This window comes from Siccirubricoccus phaeus (assembly GCF_008360935.1).
Taxonomy (GTDB): domain Bacteria; phylum Pseudomonadota; class Alphaproteobacteria; order Acetobacterales; family Acetobacteraceae; genus Siccirubricoccus; species Siccirubricoccus phaeus.
On record NZ_SRXO01000007.1, the window covers coordinates 89,109 to 108,277 of the forward strand.

Genomic DNA, 19,169 nt, shown 5'->3' on the forward strand with positions numbered 1-19,169 from the left:
GCTTCCGCCCGGCCCGCCTCAATCCACCTGCGTCACCGCCCAAAGGGCGGAGACCAGGCCGCTGAGGTCGATCGGCTTCGTCAGCAGCCGCAGCGGACCGCTGCCATCATGCAGGCGGTCCGGCCCCTCCGGCGGGGCGAAGCCCGTCATCACCACCACCGGCAGGCTCGGCCGCTCCGCCCGCAACCGAAGGATCAGCTCCTTCCCGTCCAACCGCGGCATGCGGAGATCGGTCAGCAGCACGTCGAAGCCGGCGCCGGCCGCCGCCAGCTCCAGCGCCGCCTGGCCGTCCGGCGCCATCAGCACCTCGAAGCCGGCATCCACCAGCCCCTCCTGCAGCACCTCGGCCGCCAGATCCTCATCCTCCGCCATCAGCACCCGCAGCGGCATGCTCATGCCGCGCGGCCCCCGCCGGCCAGCGGCAAGATCAGGCGGAAGACCGCGCCGGCCTCCGGCAGCCCCTCCGCCCAATTCGCCCAGGCCAGCCGCCCGCCCATGGCGCGCAGCAGGCCGGCGGCGATGGGCAGGCCGAGCCCGGTGCCCTGGCCGGGATCCTTGCTGGTGACGAAGGGCTCCAGGATGCTCGGCGCGATTCCCGCCGGCACGCCCCCGCCGGTATCCCGCACGGCGATCACCACCCGGCCCGGCTCCGCCCCCGCGGTCAGGCTGACGGTGATGCGGGCCGGCGCGGCCGGGTCCGCCGCGCGGCGGCGCAGCACCGCGTCCCGGGCATTCTCCAGCAGGTGCAGCAGCGCCTGCTCCAGCTCCGCCGCCCGGCCGCGCACCGGCAGCCGACCGGGCCCTGGCATTTCCAGCGCCACCTCCAGCCCCTCGAGCTGCCAGGACCGGCGGGCGATCTCCACCGTCGCCGCCGCGGTCGCCGCGGCATCGAAGCTCTCCGTCTCGCTCGAGGCGCCGCGCGCCAGCTCCCGCATCCGCTCCAGCAGGGCGCCGAGCCGCTTGGTCTGGCCCAGCACCACCTCCATCGCCCGCAGCGGCGCGGCGCCGCCCGCGGCGATCGTCGCCCGGGCGCGGTCGGCCCAGAGGCCGATGATGTTCACCGGCTGGCTCATCTCATGCGCGACGCCGGCGCACATGGCGCCGATCGTCGCCCGCCGGGCCGTCTCCACCAGCTCCGCCTGCAGCCGGCGCACCTCCGTCACGTCGCGCAGGCTGCCGAGCAGGCGCGGCGCCTCCCCCTCCGGCCCGGGCAGCGGCACCAGCACGGTGTGCCAGTGCCGCGTGCCATGGCCCTGGGTCGTCCCTTGGGCCTCGGCACTCACCAGCGTCTCGAAATCCCGCTTCTCCCGCGCGGTGAAGCAGGCGTCGAACTGGAAGACCAGCTCGGCGGCCGCTTCCGCCTCCAGCAGCTCCCGCGGCCCGAGCCCTTCAAGCGCCGCGCCCTCCATGCCGAAAAGCTGGCAGAAGGCGGGGTTCACCGTCTCGAAGACCGGCCCCTCCGGCCCGGCCCGGACGATGAAGAGGGCATCCGGGATATGGGTGAAGAAGCTGGCCAGCGTCGCCTCGCTCTGCCGCGCCCGGCTCTCGGCCTCCCGCCGCTCCGCCACCTCGCGCGAGAGGCTGGCATTCGCCTCCGCCAGCGCCTGCACCGAAGGCAGGGAGAGCAGCCGCGGCAGCAGGGGCCAGAGCGCGATGGCGGTGGCGACCGAGACCGCCGCGGTGACCGCCTTCAGCACCCCCTGCACCGCGTAGTCCGGGTGCCACAGGGTCCAGATATCCATCGCATGGGTCGCGCCGCAGAGCAGGATGAAGGCGGCGAAGAGCCCGATCGCCCAGGGGAAGACGAGGTCCCGCCGGCGCAGCAGCAGCACGACAAGGACCAGCGGAATGGACCAGTAGGCCAGGGCGATGGCGCCATCGGAGACCACGTGCAGCCAGATCAGTTCCGGCTGCCAGAGGAGGCAGACCCCATGCGGGGCCATCGCCTCGGTGTCGATCAACCCAGCCAGGCCCGGCATTGACCCCGTCCATCCGCACGTGGCCCCGACGCGGCGTGGCGCCTGGGCGAATCCGACTATCGTGAAGACGATGCCGGGGCGCGACCCGTCCGGGCGGTGTCCCACCGACTTGTGATCCCTGAACTCGCTGCCAGGGAATGGTTGCCGCGACTCGTGACTGGCCAAGGGCGTTTCGGCCGTGGCGCGGCCTGGGCGGATGCGGGGGCGCTGCGCCAGAGCCGACGAAAACCGGAAACAGGAAGAAAAATCGGGAAAAAAGGCGAAATTCTGCTGCATAGACACCAACTTCAGAAATATTCCTGAAGGCAAGGCCAGATATCCAAGGCTTTACCCCTTCGGGCGCATTGCGCCCGGATCAGCTTCGGACAGGGAACTCCTCCACGAATCCCCGGCTTGGGTTGTGAATTCGGCAGGTAGACCGGCGGGCGGGCGACAGGAACCGCCTTTCCTCGACAGCGGCATCAGCCGCGGCGCATGGCGCGGGTCAGCGCCAGCACCGGCAGCAGCCCGGCCAGCACGATGAGCAGGGCGGCGGTGCTCGCCTCCGCCAGCCGTTCATCGGCGGCCAGGCTATGGACCCGGACGGCAAGAGTATCGAAATCGAAGGGCCGGACGATGAGGGTCGCCGGCAGCTCCTTCATCGTATCGACGAAGACCAGCAGGAAGGCGGTCAGCAGGCTGCCGCGCGCCAGCGGCAGTTCCACCCGCCGGATCGCCGCAGCCGGCCGGGCGCCCAGCACCCGCGCCGCGGCGAAGAGGCTCGGCCGCAGCCGCGCCAGGCCGGACTCGATGGCGGAGAGCGCGATGGCGAGGAAGCGGACCAGATAGGCGAAGACCAGCGCCGCGAGCCCGCCCGAGAGCAGCAGCCCGGTGGAGATCCCGAAACGCGCCCGCATCCAGCCGTCCAGCGCGTTGTCGAACAGGCCGAGCGGCACCAGCGTGCCGACCGCGATGACCGAGCCCGGAATGGCGTAGCCCAGCCCGGCCAGCCGGTTGGCGGCGCGCAGCGCGGGGCGCGGGTCCAGCCGCGCCGCCCAGGCGAGGAAGGCGGCGATGAGCACCGCCGCCGCCGCCGCCAGCCCTGCCAGCACCAGGGAGTTGCGGGCGAAGGGCAGGAAGCGCTCGGTCTCCAGCGGATCTCCCACCTGCAGCATCAGGGCGAAAAGCGTGCCCGCCGGCACCAGGAAGCCGAGGCAGACGGGCAGGGCGCAGGCCAGCGCCGCCAGCGCCGCCTTCCAGCCATGCAGCGGCACCGGATGCAGCGGCGGCTGCCGCCCGGTGGTCGGGTGGAAGCGCCGCCCGCCGCGGGAGAGCTGCTCCAGCAGCAGCAGCAGGGCGACGAGCCCCATCAGGCAGGCGGCGAGCTGGCTGGCGGCGCCGCGGTCGCCGAGGCCGAACCAGGCCTCGTAGATGCCGGTGGTGAAGGTGCGGACGGCGAAATGCTGCACCGTGCCGAAATCCGCCAGCGTCTCCATCAGGGCGAGCGCCACGCCGCCGACGATGGCCGGCCGCGCCAGGGGCAGCGCCAGCCGCAGGAAGCAGCGCGGCAGGGAATGGCCGAGGGTGCGGGAGGCCTCGATGAGGGCGACGCTCTGCTGCTGGAAGGCGGCGCGGCAGAGCAGGTAGGCGTAAGGGTAGAGCACCATGCCGAGCATCAGCGCGGCGCCCGGCAGGCTGCGGATCTCGGGGAACCAGTACTGGCCCCAGCGCAGCCCGGTGACGTCCCGCAGCGCGGCCTGCACCGGCCCGGCGACGTCCAGCAGCCAGGTATAGGCATAGCCGCAGACATAGGCGGGCATCGCCATGGGCAGCAGCAGCGCCACTTCCAGCAGGCCGCGCCCCGGGAAGCGGCAGGCGGTGACCAGCCAGGCGGTCAGCGCCCCGGCGGAGGCCACCATCAGCCCGACCAGCAGGGCGAGCAGCGCCGAATTGGCCAGCATCTCCGACAGGGTCGTGGTGAGGATGTGGTGCCACACCGCCCCGGCCGGCCGTACCGCGGTGACCAGCACGGCGGCGAGCGGCGCCGTCACCAGCAGGGCGGCGGGCAGGGCCAGCCAGGTCCAGCCCGGGCCGCGCCGGACGGGCGCGACGGGGCGCGGGGCGGGGAAGGCCTCAGCCTCGGACATCGTCCGCCACGCTGTCCCCGCCTGCGGTTCCGCTCGGCGGGCCGATTATTCCGCCGCCTTCTTCCGCGCTTCCCACTCCGCCACCGTCAGCCGCGGCACTTCCAGCCGGTCCGTGGTGCGGGTGTACCAGCCGCGGCCATGCATGCGGCCGACGAGGTTCAGCTTCGGCGTATCGACGTAGCATTTGGCCGCGTCCAGCACGCAGTCATCCTTGATGTGCACCGCCAGCACGCGGCCGAGGACGATGGTGTGATGGCCGGCCGGGACGAGCTGGAAGGTCTCGCATTCCAGCGCCACCGGGCTTTCGGCGATGCGCGGCGGCCGGATCTTCGCCGAGGGCAGGGCGGTGAGGCCGGCCTCCTGCAGCTCATCCACCTCGGGCGGGAAATCCACCGCCGTGGCGTTCATGGCGTGGATCGCCTCCTCCGGCACCAGGCAGACGGTGAATTGCCCGGTCGCCTTGATGTTGGCGGCGGTGTCCTTCAGCGCCCCGGGCGGCTTCGGGCCGCAGCCGATGCCGACCACCACCGGATTGTCGGAGAAGGCGTTGAAGAAGGAGTAGGGGGCGGCGTTGACCACCCCGGCCGCGTCCTGCGTCACCACCCAGGCGATCGGCCGCGGCACCACGGAGGAGACGACGAGCTTGTAGGCGTCCTGCGGCGGGATCTGGGTGAAGTCGAACAGCATGGCGGCTCTCCTCGGCTCGGCGGACACTGGCGCGGGCGGGGCCGGCTGTCGAGGGGCCTTGGGGCGCCCGGGCGGGCCGGTCCGGCGCGGCCCCGATGCGCAACCGGGCCATTATGACAGGGCCTTCAGCTTCTCCTTAAGGCTTCTGACCCATGCTGCCGGTCAGGAGGGCACAGCCTCATGCGATTCTTCCGGAATTTGAGTGTCGGCAAGAAACTCGCCGCCAGCGTGCTGGTGGCTGTCCTGCTGCTGTCGGCGCTGGTCGGGATCGTGTCGATCAAGCTCGATCAGGCGGCGGGCCAGCTCGAGGTCGAGCGCGGGGCGAAATCCGCGCAGCTCAACGCGCAGGTCGCGGGCGGGCTGTCGCTGCGCATCGCCTGGGAGATCCAGCAGATCCTGATGGCGCAGACCGAGGCGGCGATCGCCCCGCTGCGGCAATCGGTGAATGAGGAGCTCGGCGTACTGGGGCAGCGGCTGCAGGCGACGGTGGCGGCCTCGCGCGCCGAGGCGGTGATCGCCCGGCTGAACGAGGCGCGCGAGGCGCTGTCCGTCTATGACGGCGCGCTGAACCAGCTCATCGAATTGCGCCTGGCGCTGATCGCCCAGCGCGACAGCACCTTCTTCCCGCGCTCGAATGATTACGATCAGGCCTTCGAGGCGGTGACCAGCATGCTGGAGATCGACGTGCCGGCCGAGGCGCGGGACGAGGCGCGGCAGCGCCTGCTCACCTTCCACGCGGCGGTGAACGAGGTCCGGCTCGGCAGCCAGCGCTACCTGGCGACGACGGAGGAAGGGCAGGCGCGGCGGGTGCGGCGGGCGGCGGCGCAGCTCCGGGTGCATCAGCGCGCGCTCGGCTCCATCCCCGTGGCGAATACCGCGGCGGGCGACCTGCGGCGGCTGATCGAGGTGGCGAACGCCATCGCCGCCGCCGCGCTGGAGGTGGTGCAGCTTTCCGAGCGCGGCGAGAAGACGCGGGTGGAGGAGGCGGTGCCGGCGCGCGACCGGCTGGAGACGCTGCTGGAGGAAGCGGGCGCGCTGCTGCAGCGGGACGCCGCGGCCAGCGCCACGGCCAGCGCCGCCGCGACCGGGGAGGTGCAGCAGGCGGTGTTCGGCTTCGGCCTCGCCGTCGCCGCCATGCTGGTGCTGTCCGGCTGGCTCTCGGCGCGGGCCATCGGCACGCCGCTGCGGCGGATGGTGGGGGTGCTGCGCACCATCGCCGGCGGCAATGCCGCGGTGACGGTGCCGGACCGCGACCGGCGCGACGAGATCGGCAATATCGCCACGGCGCTGGAGGAGCTGCGCGGCACGGTGCAGCGCGCCTTCGCCCAGCAGCAGATGCTGGAGCAGCTCCCCATCGCGCTGCTGACTGCCGACCCGCAGCAGGAATTCCGCATCGGCTACCTCAACCCGCATGCGAAGCAGCTTCTCGGCCAGGTGGAGGGCGCGCTGGCGGTGCCGGCCGAGCAGGTGGTGGGCCAGGGGCTGGAGGCGCTGGGCCCCGAGCTGGCGCGGCAGCGGGAGAGGCTGGCGGAGCCCGACAGCCTGCCGCATCGCAGCCGCGTCGCGCTGGCCGAGGAGGTGATCGACCTGACCGCGACGGCGATCCGCGACGCCGATGGCAGCTATGCCAGCGCCATGCTGGTGCTGACGCCGGTGACCGGCCAGGTGCGCATGGCGGCGAATTTCGAGAGCGATATCGGCGGGGTGGTGGAGGCCGTGGCCGCCGCCGCCTCCCAGGTGCACGAGGCGGCGGAGGCGATGTCCTCGGCCGCCATGACCTCCGGCCAGGAGGCGGATTCGGTGGCCTCCGCCGGCACCCGCGCCGGCGCCGACGTGCAGGCGGTGGCGGCGAGCGCCGAGGAGCTGGCGGCCTCGGTCGCCGAGATCACCCGCCAGGTGGCGGATGGCGCCCAGGTGGCGCGCGCCGCGGCGGAGGAAGCCAAGGCGACCGACGCCACGGTGCAGGGCCTGGCCCAGGCGGCGCAGCGGATCGGCGATGTGGTGCGCCTCATCGGCGACATCGCCGGCCAGACCAACCTTCTCGCACTGAATGCGACTATCGAGGCGGCGCGGGCCGGCGAGGCCGGCAAGGGCTTCGCCGTGGTGGCGAGCGAGGTGAAGGCGCTGGCCGGCCAGACCGCCAAGGCGACGGAGGAGATCAGCCAGCAGATCGGCGCCATCCAGGGCGCCACCGGCAATGCGGTGACGGCGCTGCGCAGCATCGGCGCCACCATCGAGCGGATGAACGAGGTGACCAACGCCATCGCCGCGGCGGTGGAGGAGCAGGGCAGCGCGACGCGGGAGATCGCCCGCAGCGCCGCCCAGGTGGCCGAGGGCACCTCCGCCGTGGTGAAGAGCATCCAGGACGTGCAGCGCGCCTCGGTGCAGACCGGGGAGGCGGCGACCTCCCTGCTCGGCGCGGCGGACGGGCTTTCCGGCCATGCCGGCACGCTGCGCACCCGCTCGGAGGAATTCCTCGCCGGGCTCCGGGTGGCCTGATCCTCCGGCGGCTTCGGCCGGGTCCGCGCCCTGCCTTGCGCGCCGGCCCGGCAGCGGCCGGCGCGCCGCGTTTCCGGCCTGCCGCAAGTGCAGGCAGGCCGTGCCTTCGCCGCTGGCAGCCCGCGCCGGCGGCTTTCGACATTGCGGCCCACGCGGCCTGCGCGGCACGGCTTTTTCGCTGCAGCGCGGAATACCCCTTCCCAGCAGCCGGCCATCGCGTTGGAGTGCGGCCGCCGGGAGAAGGATGCGGAGGATGACGAAGCGGGGCTTCCTGTTGGGGCTGGCGATGCTGGCCGGCGCCGCCGCGCCTGATGCCGTGGCGCAGCAGCCGCAGGCGCCGCTGCGCCTGGTGATGAACAATGAGCTGCAGGTGCTCGACCCCGTCGTCACCCCCTCCGTCGTCACCCGTGCCTTCGCCTCCATGGTGTGGGACACGCTGGCGGCGCCGGACAGCCAGGGCGTGATGCGGCCGCAGATGCTGCAAGGCTGGGAGGTGAGCGCCGATCGCCTGACCTGGAGCTTCACCCTGCGCCCCGGCCTCGAATGGTCGGACGGCGCACCGGTGACGGCGGAGGATTGCCTCGCCTCGATCCGCCGCTGGGGCGCGCGGGACGGGCTCGGCCGGCAGCTCCTCGCCGCGACCTCTGCCATGGAGGCGACGGGGACGAACAGCTTCGTGCTGCGGCTGAACCGCCCCTTCGCGCTGGTGATGGAGGCGCTGGGCAAGACCGCGACGCTGGTGCCCTACATGATGCCGGCGCGCCTCGCCGCCACGCCGCCCGGCACCCAGGTCACCGAGATCATCGGCTCCGGCCCCTTCCTGTTCCGGCGCGAGGAATGGCGGCCCGGCGACCGCGTGGTCTTCGCCCGCAATCCGCGCTACCGGCCGCGGCCGGAGCCGGCGGACGGGCTGGCCGGCGGCAAGGTGGTGCATTTCGAGCGCGCCGAATTCGTCAGCATTCCCGACCACTCCACCAAGGTCTCGGCGCTGCTGCAGGGCGAGATCGACTATATCGAGCGGGCGCCGCTCGACTTCATCGAATCGCTCCGGCGCGACCGTCGCGTGGTGGTGACGAAAGGGCTCGGCGCCTCGGAGATCTTCGGCGCGCTGACGCTGAACCAGGCGCAGCCGCCCTTCAACGACGTGCGCATGCGCCGGGCGCTGCAATACGCCATCCAGCAGCCGGATGTGGTGGCGGCCACCGGCCTGCCGGACGACATGGTGCATCAGCGCTGCTTCACCATCTACATGTGCGACACGCCCTATGCGAGCGATGCCGGCACCGGGCCCCTGCGCGACGCCAGCCCCGAGCGCGCCCGCGCCCTGCTGCGCGAGGCCGGCTACAACAACGAGCCGATCGTGGTGCTGCATGCGCGGGATTCCGCGCTGATCGACCCCATCGCCTTGGTCGCGGTGGACCAGATGCGGCGCATCGGGCTGAATATCGACCTGCAGACGACGGATTGGAGCACGGTGGCGCAGCGCCGCACCAGCCGCACCGGCTGGCATGTGGTGCCGCTGGTGTGGAACGGCTTCGACATGCCGGAGCCGATGGTGAACCCGGCGCTGGTCTATAATTGCGCCAATGTCTATCCCGGCTGGTGGTGCGACGAACGCCAGGTGCCGCTGCTGCGCGCCTATTCCGAGGAGCCGGATCCGGCGAAGCGCCGGGCGCTGGCGGCGCAGCTCCAGGCCCTGGCGCATGAGAATGTCAACGTCGTGCCGCTCGGCCAATTCGCCAGCCCGGCGGTGTACCGGGCGGAGCTGAAGGGGGTGATCGATGCGGGCTACCCGGTGCTGTGGAACATCCGGCGGGAGGGGCGGTAGTCGGGCGGCGCGGTGGACGCAGTGCGTCCGATCCCGCCAAAGACCGAGTGGCCTTTGGAAGCCGTGAGTTCCAGGCGCGACGGTCGAGACGCCGACCTCAAGGATTCAAACGGCCTTTGGCCCTTTGCGGGTAGGAGTTTGAGGGAGGGCGGAGCCCTCCCTCAATCCGGCCTCAAAGCACCCAGTCATCCGCCAGCGCGGTCACGTCGCCCGCCAGCAGGATGACCATCTCCGCCCCTGCGCCGCCGGTGGCGAAGGATGCGGTGGTGATGTCGGTCGCCGCGTCATAGGCCAGGGTGAACTCCCCCGCCGCGCCGGTGAAGTCGGCCACCTGGCGGAAGGCCTGGTCCCCCGCCAGCGCGCCGTCGGCATCGATGGCCGAGATGTCGATCCGGTCGCCGGCATAGAAATCTAGGATGTGGTCCGGCGCCGCCGCCGTGCTGTCGGTCAGGGCGCTGAACAGGAACACATCGTCCCCCCAGCCGCCGATCATCGTGTCGGCGCCGCCGCCGCCCGCCAGCGTATCGCTGCCGCCGGCACCGGAGAGGTAGTCGTCGCCCGCGCCGCCGGAGAAGGCGTTGGCAAGGTCATTGCCGGTGATCTCGTCGCCGAACCGCGTGCCGATCACGTGCTCGATGGAGAGCAGCGTATCGGCCGCGGCGCCGTGCACCGCGATGCCGGCCATGCCGGGGTCGCCCAGCGTGGTGGCGAGGCGGATATTGGCGCCGCTGTAATCGGCGAGATCCTGGCCATCGCCGCCATCCAGCGTGTCGCGCTCGCTGGGGTCCGCGCCGGCATTGCCATTGCCGCCGACCAGCGTGTCGTCGCCCTCGCCGCCGCGCATCAGGTCGGCGCCGCCGAGCCCGTCGAGACGGTCATCGCCGCCGAAGCCATCGATGGTATCGTTGCGCAGGAAGGTGGAGGCGCGGTAGCCGACCCGGCCGAAGCCGTAGAGGGTTTCGCTCTCCTCGCTGCCGGTGATGGGGAAGGCATTGTCCAGGGAGAGGTCGATGACTGTCCCGTCGGCGAACACCGCCTCATGCAGGAAGAAGGTCTGGCCGACCTGGGTCTGGTCCAAGCTGCCGCTGATATTCGCGACGATGGCGTTGTAGGAGGCGGTGGAGTCGCCCTCCATGTCGAAGACCACTGTCTCGGTGAAGCCGGAGCTGGTGTCGCTGACCACCGTGCCGTCCTGCTGGATCAGCTCCACCAGGCCCGGGGTCACCTCGCCATGCCAAGCGGCGCCGCGGCCGGTCGTGTAGTCGTCGATGGCGAAGGTCTCGCCATTGATGCGGATGAGCAGGTCGGTGCTGGGAGCCGGGCCACCCCCGCTTACCACGACATCTTCCCTCGCCGCGTCGATATACAGCGTTTCCGGATAGGATATCGCGGTGATCGTGGTTCTGATGGTGTCCTCGTCCACCTGGACACTGGAGAAATCGGTAATCAACCAGCGTGGTGCCAATTCGTGGCCATATTCTTCTGGTAGGAACCAGTTCTCGACAGGACCAAACATTCCCTACCCCCGAATTAATAGCCTCTGTTAAGGCGGCGCTACAGTCAGCACGATTCCTTCTCGCCCGTGCATGGCGAGGGAGGCCGTGTCTTACTTGCCGTGCGTGCCGTCGAGGGGAAGCAGTAACGGAATATCGTATTCCGCTATACCGCAATTATATCTCAGCCCTATCACAAAAACAGTACCAACTGACGATAGAATATCTCAGGCAAAAAACGCTCATCACTGTAATGGGTGGGCGCCGGGGCAGACCTTACCGGGCCGTGCCGCCTGGCGCTGCCGGGCCCCGGCAACCCGCCAATCCCCGCATCGGGCGGCTCCGCCCCGGTCGTGTGCCGCCCGGGCGGCGGCGGCGCGACTGCGGCATGCGCGGCCGGCCCGCACCGGCCCGGCGGCCGGCCTGCTTCTATTCCAGCCGGATCTCGGCCGTCCGGATGGTCCGGCCCAGCTCCTCGATCTCCTTGCGCGCCACCGCATCCATCTCCGCCAAGGTGAGGGCGCGCAGCACCACCCCGCCCTCCTGGGCGCGGCGCTGCAGATCCGGGTCCCGCGTCGCTTCCCGCATCGCCGCATTCAGCCTTTCCAGCACCGGGCGCGGCGTGGCGGCGGGGGCGAAGACCGCGAACCAGGCATCCACGGTGAAGCCCGGCAGCCCCGCCTCCGCCGTGGTCGGCACCCCCGGCAGCGCCGGGATGCGGGCATCGCTGGCAATCGCCAGCGCCCGCACCTGCCCGCCCTGGATCAGCCCGATGGCGGAGGAGGGCGTCGTGACGAACAGCTCGATCCGCCCGCCCGCCACGTCCTGCAGGGCCGGCGCCGCGCCGCGATAGGGCACATGCACCATCGGCACGCCGATGGCCCGGGCGAACAGCACCCCGCCGATATGCTGGATGGAGCCATTGCCGGAGGAGGCGAAGTTCAACTGCCCCGGCCGCGCCTTGGCATAGGCGATCAGCTCCTGCAGGGTCTGCACCGGCAGGCTGGCCGGCACCAGGATGGCGTGCGGCGCGACGGTCGCCATGCCCACCGGCGCCAGGTCCCGCACCGGATCCCAGGGCAGGTTGGGGATCATCGCCGGGTTGCCGGCGTGGTAGCCGGAATACTGCATCAGCAGGGTCAGCCCGTCCGGCGCCGCCCGCACCACCGCCTGGATGGCGATGTTGCCATTGGCGCCCGGCTTGTTCTCGATCACCACGGGCTGGCCGAGCAACGCCCCCAGCCGGTCCTGGAACAGCCGCGCCGCGAAATCCGTGCCGCCGCCCGGCGGGTTCGGCACCACCAGGGTGACGGGCCGTCCGGAAGGGGCCTGGGAGGGGGCCTGGGCCAGGGCGGGGCCACCACGGGCCAGCAGGGCCAGCGCGGCGGCAAGGGCGGGGCGGCGGGCGAGGCGGGGCATGCGGCTTCCTCCGGATTTTCTTCCCCCATGCCGCCCTCCGCCCGCCACGGCAAGCGGCAGTTGTTGCGGTGCACCGCCGGAACGGGGAAAACTCCTTGCCGAAAGGCAAGGCGGAACGATGCCGGTCGAGGACACCGACTCCACCCTGATGCGCCGCCCGGCCGAAGAGCTTCTGGCGGCCGAGCCCCTGGGGCATGCGCTGGTCCTGCACGCCCCGGGGGAGGCACCGCGGCGCCTGCCGCTCGGCCCCGGGGCGCTGCGCCTTGGCCGGGTGGCGGGGAATGATCTGGTGCTGCCGGCACCGGAAGTCTCCCGCAACCATGCGGTGCTGAGCCTCACCGAGGCCGGGCTGGTGCTGACCGATCTCGGCTCCACCAATGGCTGCCTGGTGGACGGGGTGCGGATCGCGGCGCCCATCGCGCTCAGCCCCGGGGCGCGTATCGGCATCGGGCCCTTCCGGCTGGACTACCAGCGCGGCCCGCGGGCGGAGATGGACCGCGCCGCCGCAGAGGCCCGCGACCTGGACCGCGCCCGGCGCTACCTCCAGGCCCTGCTGCCGCCGCCGATCGAATCCGGCCCGGTGCAGGCTGCCTGGCGCTTCCTGCCCTCCGCCAGCCTGGGCGGGGATGCCTTCGGCTATCGCTGGCTGGATGCCACGCGCTTCGCCGTCCATGTCATGGATGTGGCGGGGCATGGCACGGATTCCGCCCTGCTGGCCGCCTCCGTCATGAACCTGCTGCGGGAAAGGGCGGGGCCGGACCCCGCCGCGGTGCTGGCCGGGCTGAATGCCAGCTTCCAGATGGACCAGCAGGGCGGGTTGTTCTTCACCATGTGGTATGGCGTGGCGGATCTGGCGGCGCGGCGGCTGCGCTTCGCCGCCGCCGGCCACCACCCGGCGCTGCTGGAGACCGCCGGCGGGCGGGTGGCGCTGGCGGCCAAGGCGCCGCCCATCGGCGCCGTGCCGGCCGCCACCTACCCGGTCTTCGAGGCGACCCTGCCGCCCGCCGCGCGCCTCACCCTGTGCAGCGACGGGGTGTTCGAGACCGAGCAGCCGATAGCTGGGCGGCGGGGCTTCGCCGCCCTGGCCGAATGGCTGCCGCCGCATACCACCCCCCTGGCGGCGGCGCCGGAGGCGCTGCTGGCCCGGGCGCGGGAAGCGGCGGGGCCGAGCGGCTTCGACGATGACGTCTCGATCGTCGTCCTGGACTTTCCATGATGTTTTCATGATATTTCTTGTATCGCATCGTGCCGGACGTCGTAGCGGGTCATGGAATACAAGGTGACGGCGCTGGACGGCGCCACCAACCGCGTGGCGATGAGCGGGCGGCTGGACGCGCTTGGCGCCGAGGCGATCGAGCTGGGCTTCACCGCCGCCGTCGCCAGCGTGGACCGGCATGCGCTGGTGAATCTGGCGGGGGTGGATTTCTGCTCCTCCCTCGGCCTTCGGCTGCTGATCAGCGTGGCGCGGGTGCTGCAGCGGCGGGGCCGGCTGCTGGTGCTCTATGCGGCGCAACCCGCGGTCGCGGAAGTATTTGAGACAATCGCCCTGGACCAGATGATACCCGTCGTGGTGACGGAGGCGGAGGCGCTCGCCCGGCTGGCGGCCTGAAGGGCGGGCGGGCAGGCGGATGACGATAGCGGGATTCGGCCGGGTGATCCGGGCCCCGGGAGACCGGGCAGGCGAGGGGGCGGTCGGCGGCGCCGCGACCCTGGCGGCGGCGAGCGCCGCGCTGGCCGCGCATCTGCGGGCGGCTGGGGCAGGGCCGCGCACCATCGCCCGGGCGGAGCTGCTGCTGGAGGAGCTGGCGCTGAACGCGCTGCGCCATGGCGGCGTGGCGGAGGTGGCCCTCACCGCGCGGCAGGAGGCGACGGGCTGGCGACTCTGCCTGGAGGATGCCGGCCCGCCCTTCGACCCCAGCCAGCCCCGTCCGGCCCTGCCAGGGGTGGGGGAGGGGAGGGGCGGGCTCGGCCTGGCCCTGGTGCAGCGCACCGCCCGGGCCTTGCACTATGCCCGGCTGCCGGAGGGGCGGAACCGGGTGGAGGTGCTGCTGCCGCCGGAATAGCGCTTGCATGCCCGCAACGCATATCCCCTTGGGCAAGGAGCCCCGCCCATGACCCAGCGCCAGATGCATCTGGTCGCCTATCTGAAGACCGGCCCCACCTCCAACTACCCCGGCGCCTGGCGCCATCCGGAAAGCCCGCTGGACGACATATTGCAGCCGGAGCGCTACGAGCATTTGGCCCGGGTGCTGGAAGCGGCGCGCTTCGATGGCTGCTTCTTCGCCGACACCTTCGGGCTTTCGGATACCTATAAGGACGGCTTCGCTACCCATCTCGGCCGCGGCGGGCAGATCTCCTATCTCGATCCCCTGGCGGTGCTGCCGCTGATGGCGCGGGTGACGCGGCATCTGGGGCTGGGGGCGACGCTCTCCACCACGCTCTACCCGGCCTATCACCTGGCGCGAACGCTGGCCTCGCTGGACCATGTCAGCGCCGGGCGCATCGCCTGGAACATCGTCACCTCCGCCACCGATCTGGAGGCGCGGAATTACGGCATGGAGAGCCTGCCGCCGAAGGAGCAGCGCTACGACCAGGCCGACGAGGTGCTGGAAGCCTGCTGCGCCCTGTGGGAGGGGTGGGCGCCGGATGCGCTGCTGCTGGACAAGGCGAGCGGCCGCTTCGCCGACCCCGGCAAGGTGCACTACGCCCATTACGCGGGCCGCTATGTCCGCACCCGCGGCCCGCTTTCCATTCCGCGCAGCCCGCAGGGGCGGCCGGTGCTGATGCAGGCCGGCACCTCCGACCGCGGCCGGGAATTCGCCGCGCGCTGGGCAGAGCTGGTCTTCATCAATGCCGAGACGCTGGAGGATGCCGCACGCTACCGCGCCGACCTCTCCGCCCGCATGGCTCGCTACGGCCGCGCGCCGGAGGAATGCGCCGTGCTGCCCTCGCTGGCCGTGGTGATCGGGGAGACGGAGGCGATCGCGCAGGAGAAGGCGGCGTACCTGGCGACGCTCTCCGACCCTGAGCTGGTGCTGGCCTGGAACTCGGCGATGATCGGCGCCGACCTGACCAGGGTGGCGACCGAGGCGGAGGCGGTGGCGGCCGCCGGGCATACCGGCATCGAGGGCTCCCGCAACCGGGTGCTGCAGGTGGCGCGGGAGCAGGGCATCAGCTTCGCCGAGGCGGCGCGCAAGCCGCGCGGGCTGGTGGTGGGCACGGCGCAGGGCGTGGCGGACCGGATGGAGGCGTGGTTCAGGGCCGGGGCCTGCGACGGCTTCATCCTGTGGCCGACCATCTCGCCCCGGATGTTCGAGGAATTCGGCCGCTTCGTGGTGCCGGAATTGCAGCGGCGGGGGGTATTCCGGCGGGAGTATGAGGGGCGGACGCTGCGGGACAATCTGCGGTGTTGAGGGGGAGCGCTGCTCCCCCTCGTTGGGCGCAGTGCGCCCAACCCCCTTGGAACCCTTGGGTCTTGGAGCCGACGGTCGAGACGCCGAACTCAAGGGTTCCAAAGGCCCTTCGGCCTTTGACGGAGGGAGCTCGAGGGAGGCAGAGCCTCCCTCGGCCTAGAGCGGGATCGGTTGAGCTGCGCTCACCCGCCCCGCTCTAGCTTATGGATGGTAGAGCAGATTCACGCCTCCGGGCGATGCCGCCCTCCGGCGATCTGCTCTAGGCGATGATCGCGAAGTCCGCCGCGCTCACCGCCCCGGCCGGCGCGTAGAGCGTCGCCAGCAGCACCGCGTCCTCGCCACCACCGCCATCCGCGTCCCACAGCAGCGCATGCGCCGCGGTGTCGAACAGGAATTGCCCCAGCGCGCCGATGGCCGCCGCGCCGAACACCAGCCGCTCCGCGCCGAGGCTCATCCCCGCCGCCAGCCCGCCGCCGAAGCCCGCGGCGGAGAATTCGAAGCGGTCCTCCACCGCGTTGAAATCGAGGATCACGTCCGCCCCGGCATCCGCCGCCATGAAGCGGAAGGCATCCTGCCCCGCGCCGCCCAGCAGCGTGTCCTGCCCGGCGCTGCCCAGCAGGGTGTCCTGCCCCGCCCCGCCCCGCAGCAGGTTGTTGCCGCCATTGCCGCGCAGCAGGTTGTCCGCGGCATTGCCGCTGCCGATCAGGTTGCCGTCCCCGGTCAGCGCCAGATCCTCGAACCAGGCGCCCAGGGTCCAGCTCACCCCTGCCAGCACCAGATCCGTGCCGGCATCGGCGGCCTCGCGCAGCACATCGCCGCTGCTGTCCACCATATAGGTGTCGTCCCCCGGGCCACCTGCCATGGTGTCGTTGCCCGTCCCGCCCGCCAGGGTATCCGCGCCATCCCCGCCATCCAGCGAGTCGTGGCCGGCGCCGCCATCCAGGCTGTCATCGCCCCCGCCGCCGGACAGCCGGTCCAGACCGGTCCCGCCCTCCAGCCTATCCGCACCCTCGCCGCCGGCGAGCGTATCCTCCCCCGCCCCACCGGAGAGGCTGTTATTCCCGGCATTGCCGGTAAGGGCGTTGGCCAGCGCATTGCCGATGCCGGTGAAATCCCCGTCGCCGGTCAGGCGGAGCGTCTCCAGATTGGCGCCCAGGGCGTAGCTGCCGGCGATCTCCACCGTGTCGATGCCGGCATTGCCGAATTCGGTGACGACATCGCCGCTGCCGGCAAGGATGTAGAGATCGTTCCCCGCGCCGCCTTCCAGCGTGTTGCGCCCGGCGCCGCCTTCCAGCGTGTCATTGCCCTCCAGCCCCGCCAGGCTGTCATTCCCGGCGCCGCCCCGGAGATGGTTGCCGATCTCATTGCCGCTCAGCGTGTCGTCGCCGGCGCCACCGATCGCGTCCTCGATGAGGGAGGCGGTGTTGCCCTGGTAGAGCAGCGCGTTGAAGACATTGCCGCGCGCCGCCTGCGACCCGCCGAGCTGTGCCGTCTGCGCCGCGGAGAGCGAGGACCAGCCGCCCGCCGCCAGGCTGACCGCGACGCCGTCGGCATAGGCGGAGAGATCGTAGGTGTCGTGCCCGCCGCCATCCCAGAGGGTGAGGAAGATGCGGTTCCCACCCGGCGCGCCCTGGCCGATGCCGTCTATGAAGGTCTCGCCGGTCTCCGGACGCCAGCTATAGACATTGTCCCCCGCATGGCTGGTGTAGTCGGCGCCGTACATCGCCTGCAGCGCGGCGATGTCCAGCATCATGTAGCCCTGCGGCGCATCCCAGGTGCCGAAAGTGTAACCGCTGGTCGGCCCGCCGGCATAGGAGCGGTAGGTCATGACGGTGAATTCGAGGCTGTCGCGATCGCCCGGCACCGCGGTGTTCGCCACCCCGCCCGCCTCCTGCGCATGCTTCAGGCCGAGGGTATGGCCCAGCTCGTGCAGTGTGGAGAGATAGCCGTAATTGCCGAGGACCGGGTTGCGGTAGTCATAGGCGGTGCCGAACCACACATCGCCGCCGGCCCCGGCGGCGGGGCAATAGGCATAGGCGGTGGGCGGGGCGTCGGACTGGGCGATGCGGAGATCGGCCATGCCCGTCCCGGCCTCGACGATCGACAGGTTGGTGAATTGCGCGACGCCGAGCCCCTGCAGCACCCCGCCGCTGCCGGCGGTGCCGAGCAGCGCCGCGCGCACCGCCGCCTGGGTGGCGGCCGAGACCGGGGCGAAGCCGTCCCGGACCTCGCCATTCCCGTACCCCGGCTCGTACTCCGCAGCCGAGTCGGGAAAGCCGAAGCTGAGCTGCCCCGACCATTTCAGGCCGTAAAGCAGGCCGTCCAGATAGGGGTTGCGGGTGGCGCTGAGGCTGGTGGTGGTCGCCATGCGGGATCCGGTCGCGGCTGGCGCACCATAACGAATACGATGCGGCGGGAACGCGAAAACATGCCCGCCTTCGTCTTTTAGAGATGGATGGTTGAGAAAGCCTCAAGCCGCCCGCGCCAAGCGCGATGGCTTGCCGCGGCCCATCCCGCATGCCATATGGCGCCGGCCGGCGCGGGTCCCCCGTGGCGGCAAATCCGCACGCGGTGCGCCCTTTCACCTCCTGGCCAGGCCTGAGCCGGCCGGGGGCGGCAGGGTCCGGTCCCGGGACATCCCCCGGGAAAGCGCCGCGGAGGCTCAACCGGACTGAATACGGAAGGAAGATCGCCGATGGCGATGCCCCAGGTTTCCCTGCGCCAGCTCCTCGAGGCCGGCGTGCATTTCGGCCATCATACGCGGCGCTGGAACCCGCGCATGGCGCCCTACATCTTCGGCGTCCGCAACCAGGTCCACATCCTCGACCTGCAGCAGACCGTGCCGCTGCTGGAGCGCGCCCTGCGCGCGGTGCGCGACGTGGTGGCGGCCGGCGGCCGCGTGCTCTTCGTCGGCACCAAGAAGGCGGCGGCGGAATACGTGGCGGAAGCGGCGACCCGCTGCGGCCAGTACTACGTCAACCACCGCTGGCTCGGCGGCATGCTGACGAATTGGAAGACCATCACCGGCTCCATCAAGCGGCTGAAGCAGATGGAGGAGCAGCTCGGCGGCAACATCCAGGGCCTCACCAAGAAGGAGATCCTGATGCTGACGCGGGAGAAGGAGAAGCTCGACCGCGCCCTCGGCGGCATCAAGGAGATGGGCGGGCTGCCCGACATCATCTTCGTCATCGACGTGGTGAAGGAGAAGCTGGCGATCGAGGAGGCCAACAAGCTCGGCATCCCGGTCGTCGCGGTGGTGGACAGCAATGCGGACCCGCAGGGCGTCGCCTTCCCGATTCCCGGCAATGACGACGCGATCCGCGCCATCCACCTCTATTGCGACCTGATCGCCGGCGCGGTCTTCGACGGCATCTCGGCCGAGCTGCAGGCCTCGGGCGTCGATCTCGGCGCCGCGGCCGACTTGCCGACGGATGAGGTGCTGGACGAGCCGGTGCTGGAGGAGGCGCAGTCCAGCCCGACCGTCGGCCTGGACACGGAAAGCCTGGAGACGATGGTCCAGGCCAATGAGGATGACGGCAACCGGGCCGGCAAGGTCTGAGCCGCGGGCGCCGCACCACGGCGCCGCTGCTGCGGGCGCGTGACGCACGCGACCGGACCAGGGACGGGGCAGGCCGGGCGAGCGGGGCTTGCCCGGCCTGCCCCGGAGAGTTGAGGCCCGCGGCGCGGAGGCGCGCGGGCCGTAGCGCATTTGGGTGAGACGGGAG

14 protein-coding genes are annotated in these 19,169 nt (G+C 71.5%); 7 read left to right on the forward strand and 7 right to left on the reverse strand.

Annotated elements, in window-relative coordinates; translation table 11 throughout:
- Positions 1-18: 18 nt before the first annotated feature.
- The 4 genes from E5N76_RS11935 to E5N76_RS11950 form a co-directional block, all read right to left on the reverse strand.
- Positions 19-396: a response regulator gene (locus E5N76_RS11935; RefSeq protein ID WP_149537526.1), complete on the reverse strand. Its 378-nt coding sequence runs from the start codon at positions 394-396 to the stop codon at positions 19-21.
- Complete coding sequence (locus E5N76_RS11940) at positions 393-1,979, reverse strand: PAS domain-containing sensor histidine kinase (protein ID WP_149537527.1); 1,587 nt, start codon at positions 1,977-1,979, stop codon at positions 393-395. The genes E5N76_RS11935 and E5N76_RS11940 overlap by 4 nt, the downstream gene beginning before the upstream one ends.
- A 461-nt stretch (positions 1,980-2,440) precedes the next feature.
- A complete protein-coding gene (locus E5N76_RS11945) occupies positions 2,441-4,105 on the reverse strand; it encodes an ABC transporter permease (RefSeq protein ID WP_149537528.1) in 1,665 nt (554 codons plus the stop codon).
- 45 nt (positions 4,106-4,150) lie between these two features.
- A complete protein-coding gene (locus tag E5N76_RS11950; protein WP_149537529.1) occupies positions 4,151-4,792 on the reverse strand; it encodes a flavin reductase family protein in 642 nt (213 codons plus the stop codon).
- Between the two features lie 180 nt (positions 4,793-4,972).
- Here E5N76_RS11950 and E5N76_RS11955 point away from each other — a divergent pair, with 180 nt between their 5' ends.
- A complete protein-coding gene (locus tag E5N76_RS11955) occupies positions 4,973-7,291 on the forward strand; it encodes a methyl-accepting chemotaxis protein (protein WP_149537530.1) in 2,319 nt (772 codons plus the stop codon).
- Positions 7,292-7,544: 253 nt separating this feature from the next.
- Positions 7,545-9,119, forward strand: coding sequence for an ABC transporter substrate-binding protein (locus E5N76_RS11960; protein WP_187830125.1), 1,575 nt, complete (start codon positions 7,545-7,547; stop codon positions 9,117-9,119).
- Between the two features lie 172 nt (positions 9,120-9,291).
- Here the strand turns inward: E5N76_RS11960 and E5N76_RS11965 are convergent, their stop codons facing one another.
- Together E5N76_RS11965 and E5N76_RS11970 are read right to left on the reverse strand one after the other, a co-directional pair.
- A complete protein-coding gene (locus E5N76_RS11965) occupies positions 9,292-10,542 on the reverse strand; it encodes a calcium-binding protein (RefSeq protein ID WP_187830126.1) in 1,251 nt (416 codons plus the stop codon).
- Positions 10,543-11,041: 499 nt separating this feature from the next.
- Positions 11,042-12,031, reverse strand: coding sequence for a Bug family tripartite tricarboxylate transporter substrate binding protein (locus tag E5N76_RS11970; protein ID WP_149537533.1), 990 nt, complete (start codon positions 12,029-12,031; stop codon positions 11,042-11,044).
- Between the two features lie 118 nt (positions 12,032-12,149).
- Between E5N76_RS11970 and E5N76_RS11975 the strand changes: the two genes are divergently transcribed.
- The 4 genes from E5N76_RS11975 to E5N76_RS11990 are packed head-to-tail and all read left to right on the forward strand — an operon-like array spanning position 12,150 to position 15,444.
- Positions 12,150-13,247 carry a PP2C family protein-serine/threonine phosphatase gene (locus tag E5N76_RS11975; protein WP_187830127.1) on the forward strand — a complete coding sequence of 366 codons (1,098 nt, stop codon included), beginning with the start codon at positions 12,150-12,152 and terminating at the stop codon, positions 13,245-13,247.
- Positions 13,248-13,298: 51 nt separating this feature from the next.
- Positions 13,299-13,640 (forward strand): STAS domain-containing protein, encoded by a 342-nt coding sequence (locus E5N76_RS11980; protein ID WP_149537535.1) that lies wholly within the window; start codon positions 13,299-13,301, stop codon positions 13,638-13,640.
- A 19-nt stretch (positions 13,641-13,659) separates the two neighbouring features.
- On the forward strand, positions 13,660-14,094 hold the full coding sequence (locus tag E5N76_RS11985; RefSeq protein ID WP_149537536.1) for an ATP-binding protein: 435 nt from the start codon (positions 13,660-13,662) through the stop codon (positions 14,092-14,094).
- 48 nt (positions 14,095-14,142) lie between these two features.
- Positions 14,143-15,444, forward strand: a complete 1,302-nt coding sequence (locus E5N76_RS11990; protein WP_149537537.1) for an NtaA/DmoA family FMN-dependent monooxygenase — start codon at positions 14,143-14,145, stop codon at positions 15,442-15,444.
- Positions 15,445-15,703: 259 nt separating this feature from the next.
- Here E5N76_RS11990 and E5N76_RS11995 read toward each other — a convergent pair whose 3' ends face one another.
- Positions 15,704-17,812, reverse strand: a complete 2,109-nt coding sequence (locus E5N76_RS11995; RefSeq protein ID WP_149537538.1) for a M10 family metallopeptidase — start codon at positions 17,810-17,812, stop codon at positions 15,704-15,706.
- A 327-nt stretch (positions 17,813-18,139) separates the two neighbouring features.
- Here E5N76_RS11995 and rpsB point away from each other — a divergent pair, with 327 nt between their 5' ends.
- The gene (gene rpsB / locus E5N76_RS12000; protein WP_149537539.1) at positions 18,140-19,003 is read left to right on the forward strand and encodes a 30S ribosomal protein S2; all 864 of its coding nucleotides are present in this window, start codon (positions 18,140-18,142) and stop codon (positions 19,001-19,003) included.
- The last annotated feature ends 166 nt before the right edge of the window (positions 19,004-19,169 follow it).

Bases quoted from the DNA above. Each gene is read 5' to 3' on its own strand.
- E5N76_RS11960 (WP_187830125.1), top strand. From the start codon at position 7,545: ATGACGAAGCGGGGCTTCCTGTTGGGGCTGGCGATGCTGGCCGGCGCC.
- E5N76_RS11980 (WP_149537535.1), top strand. From the start codon at position 13,299: ATGGAATACAAGGTGACGGCGCTGGACGGCGCCACCAACCGCGTGGCG.
- E5N76_RS11935 (WP_149537526.1), bottom strand. From the start codon at position 396: ATGAGCATGCCGCTGCGGGTGCTGATGGCGGAGGATGAGGATCTGGCG.
- E5N76_RS11940 (WP_149537527.1), bottom strand. From the start codon at position 1,979: ATGCCGGGCCTGGCTGGGTTGATCGACACCGAGGCGATGGCCCCGCAT.
- E5N76_RS11950 (WP_149537529.1), bottom strand. From the start codon at position 4,792: ATGCTGTTCGACTTCACCCAGATCCCGCCGCAGGACGCCTACAAGCTC.
- E5N76_RS11970 (WP_149537533.1), bottom strand. From the start codon at position 12,031: ATGCCCCGCCTCGCCCGCCGCCCCGCCCTTGCCGCCGCGCTGGCCCTG.
- E5N76_RS11985 (WP_149537536.1), top strand. From the start codon at position 13,660: ATGACGATAGCGGGATTCGGCCGGGTGATCCGGGCCCCGGGAGACCGG.
- E5N76_RS11945 (WP_149537528.1), bottom strand. From the start codon at position 4,105: ATGTCCGAGGCTGAGGCCTTCCCCGCCCCGCGCCCCGTCGCGCCCGTC.
- rpsB (WP_149537539.1), top strand. From the start codon at position 18,140: ATGGCGATGCCCCAGGTTTCCCTGCGCCAGCTCCTCGAGGCCGGCGTG.
- E5N76_RS11955 (WP_149537530.1), top strand. From the start codon at position 4,973: ATGCGATTCTTCCGGAATTTGAGTGTCGGCAAGAAACTCGCCGCCAGC.
- E5N76_RS11975 (WP_187830127.1), top strand. From the start codon at position 12,150: ATGCCGGTCGAGGACACCGACTCCACCCTGATGCGCCGCCCGGCCGAA.
- E5N76_RS11995 (WP_149537538.1), bottom strand. From the start codon at position 17,812: ATGGCGACCACCACCAGCCTCAGCGCCACCCGCAACCCCTATCTGGAC.
- E5N76_RS11990 (WP_149537537.1), top strand. From the start codon at position 14,143: ATGACCCAGCGCCAGATGCATCTGGTCGCCTATCTGAAGACCGGCCCC.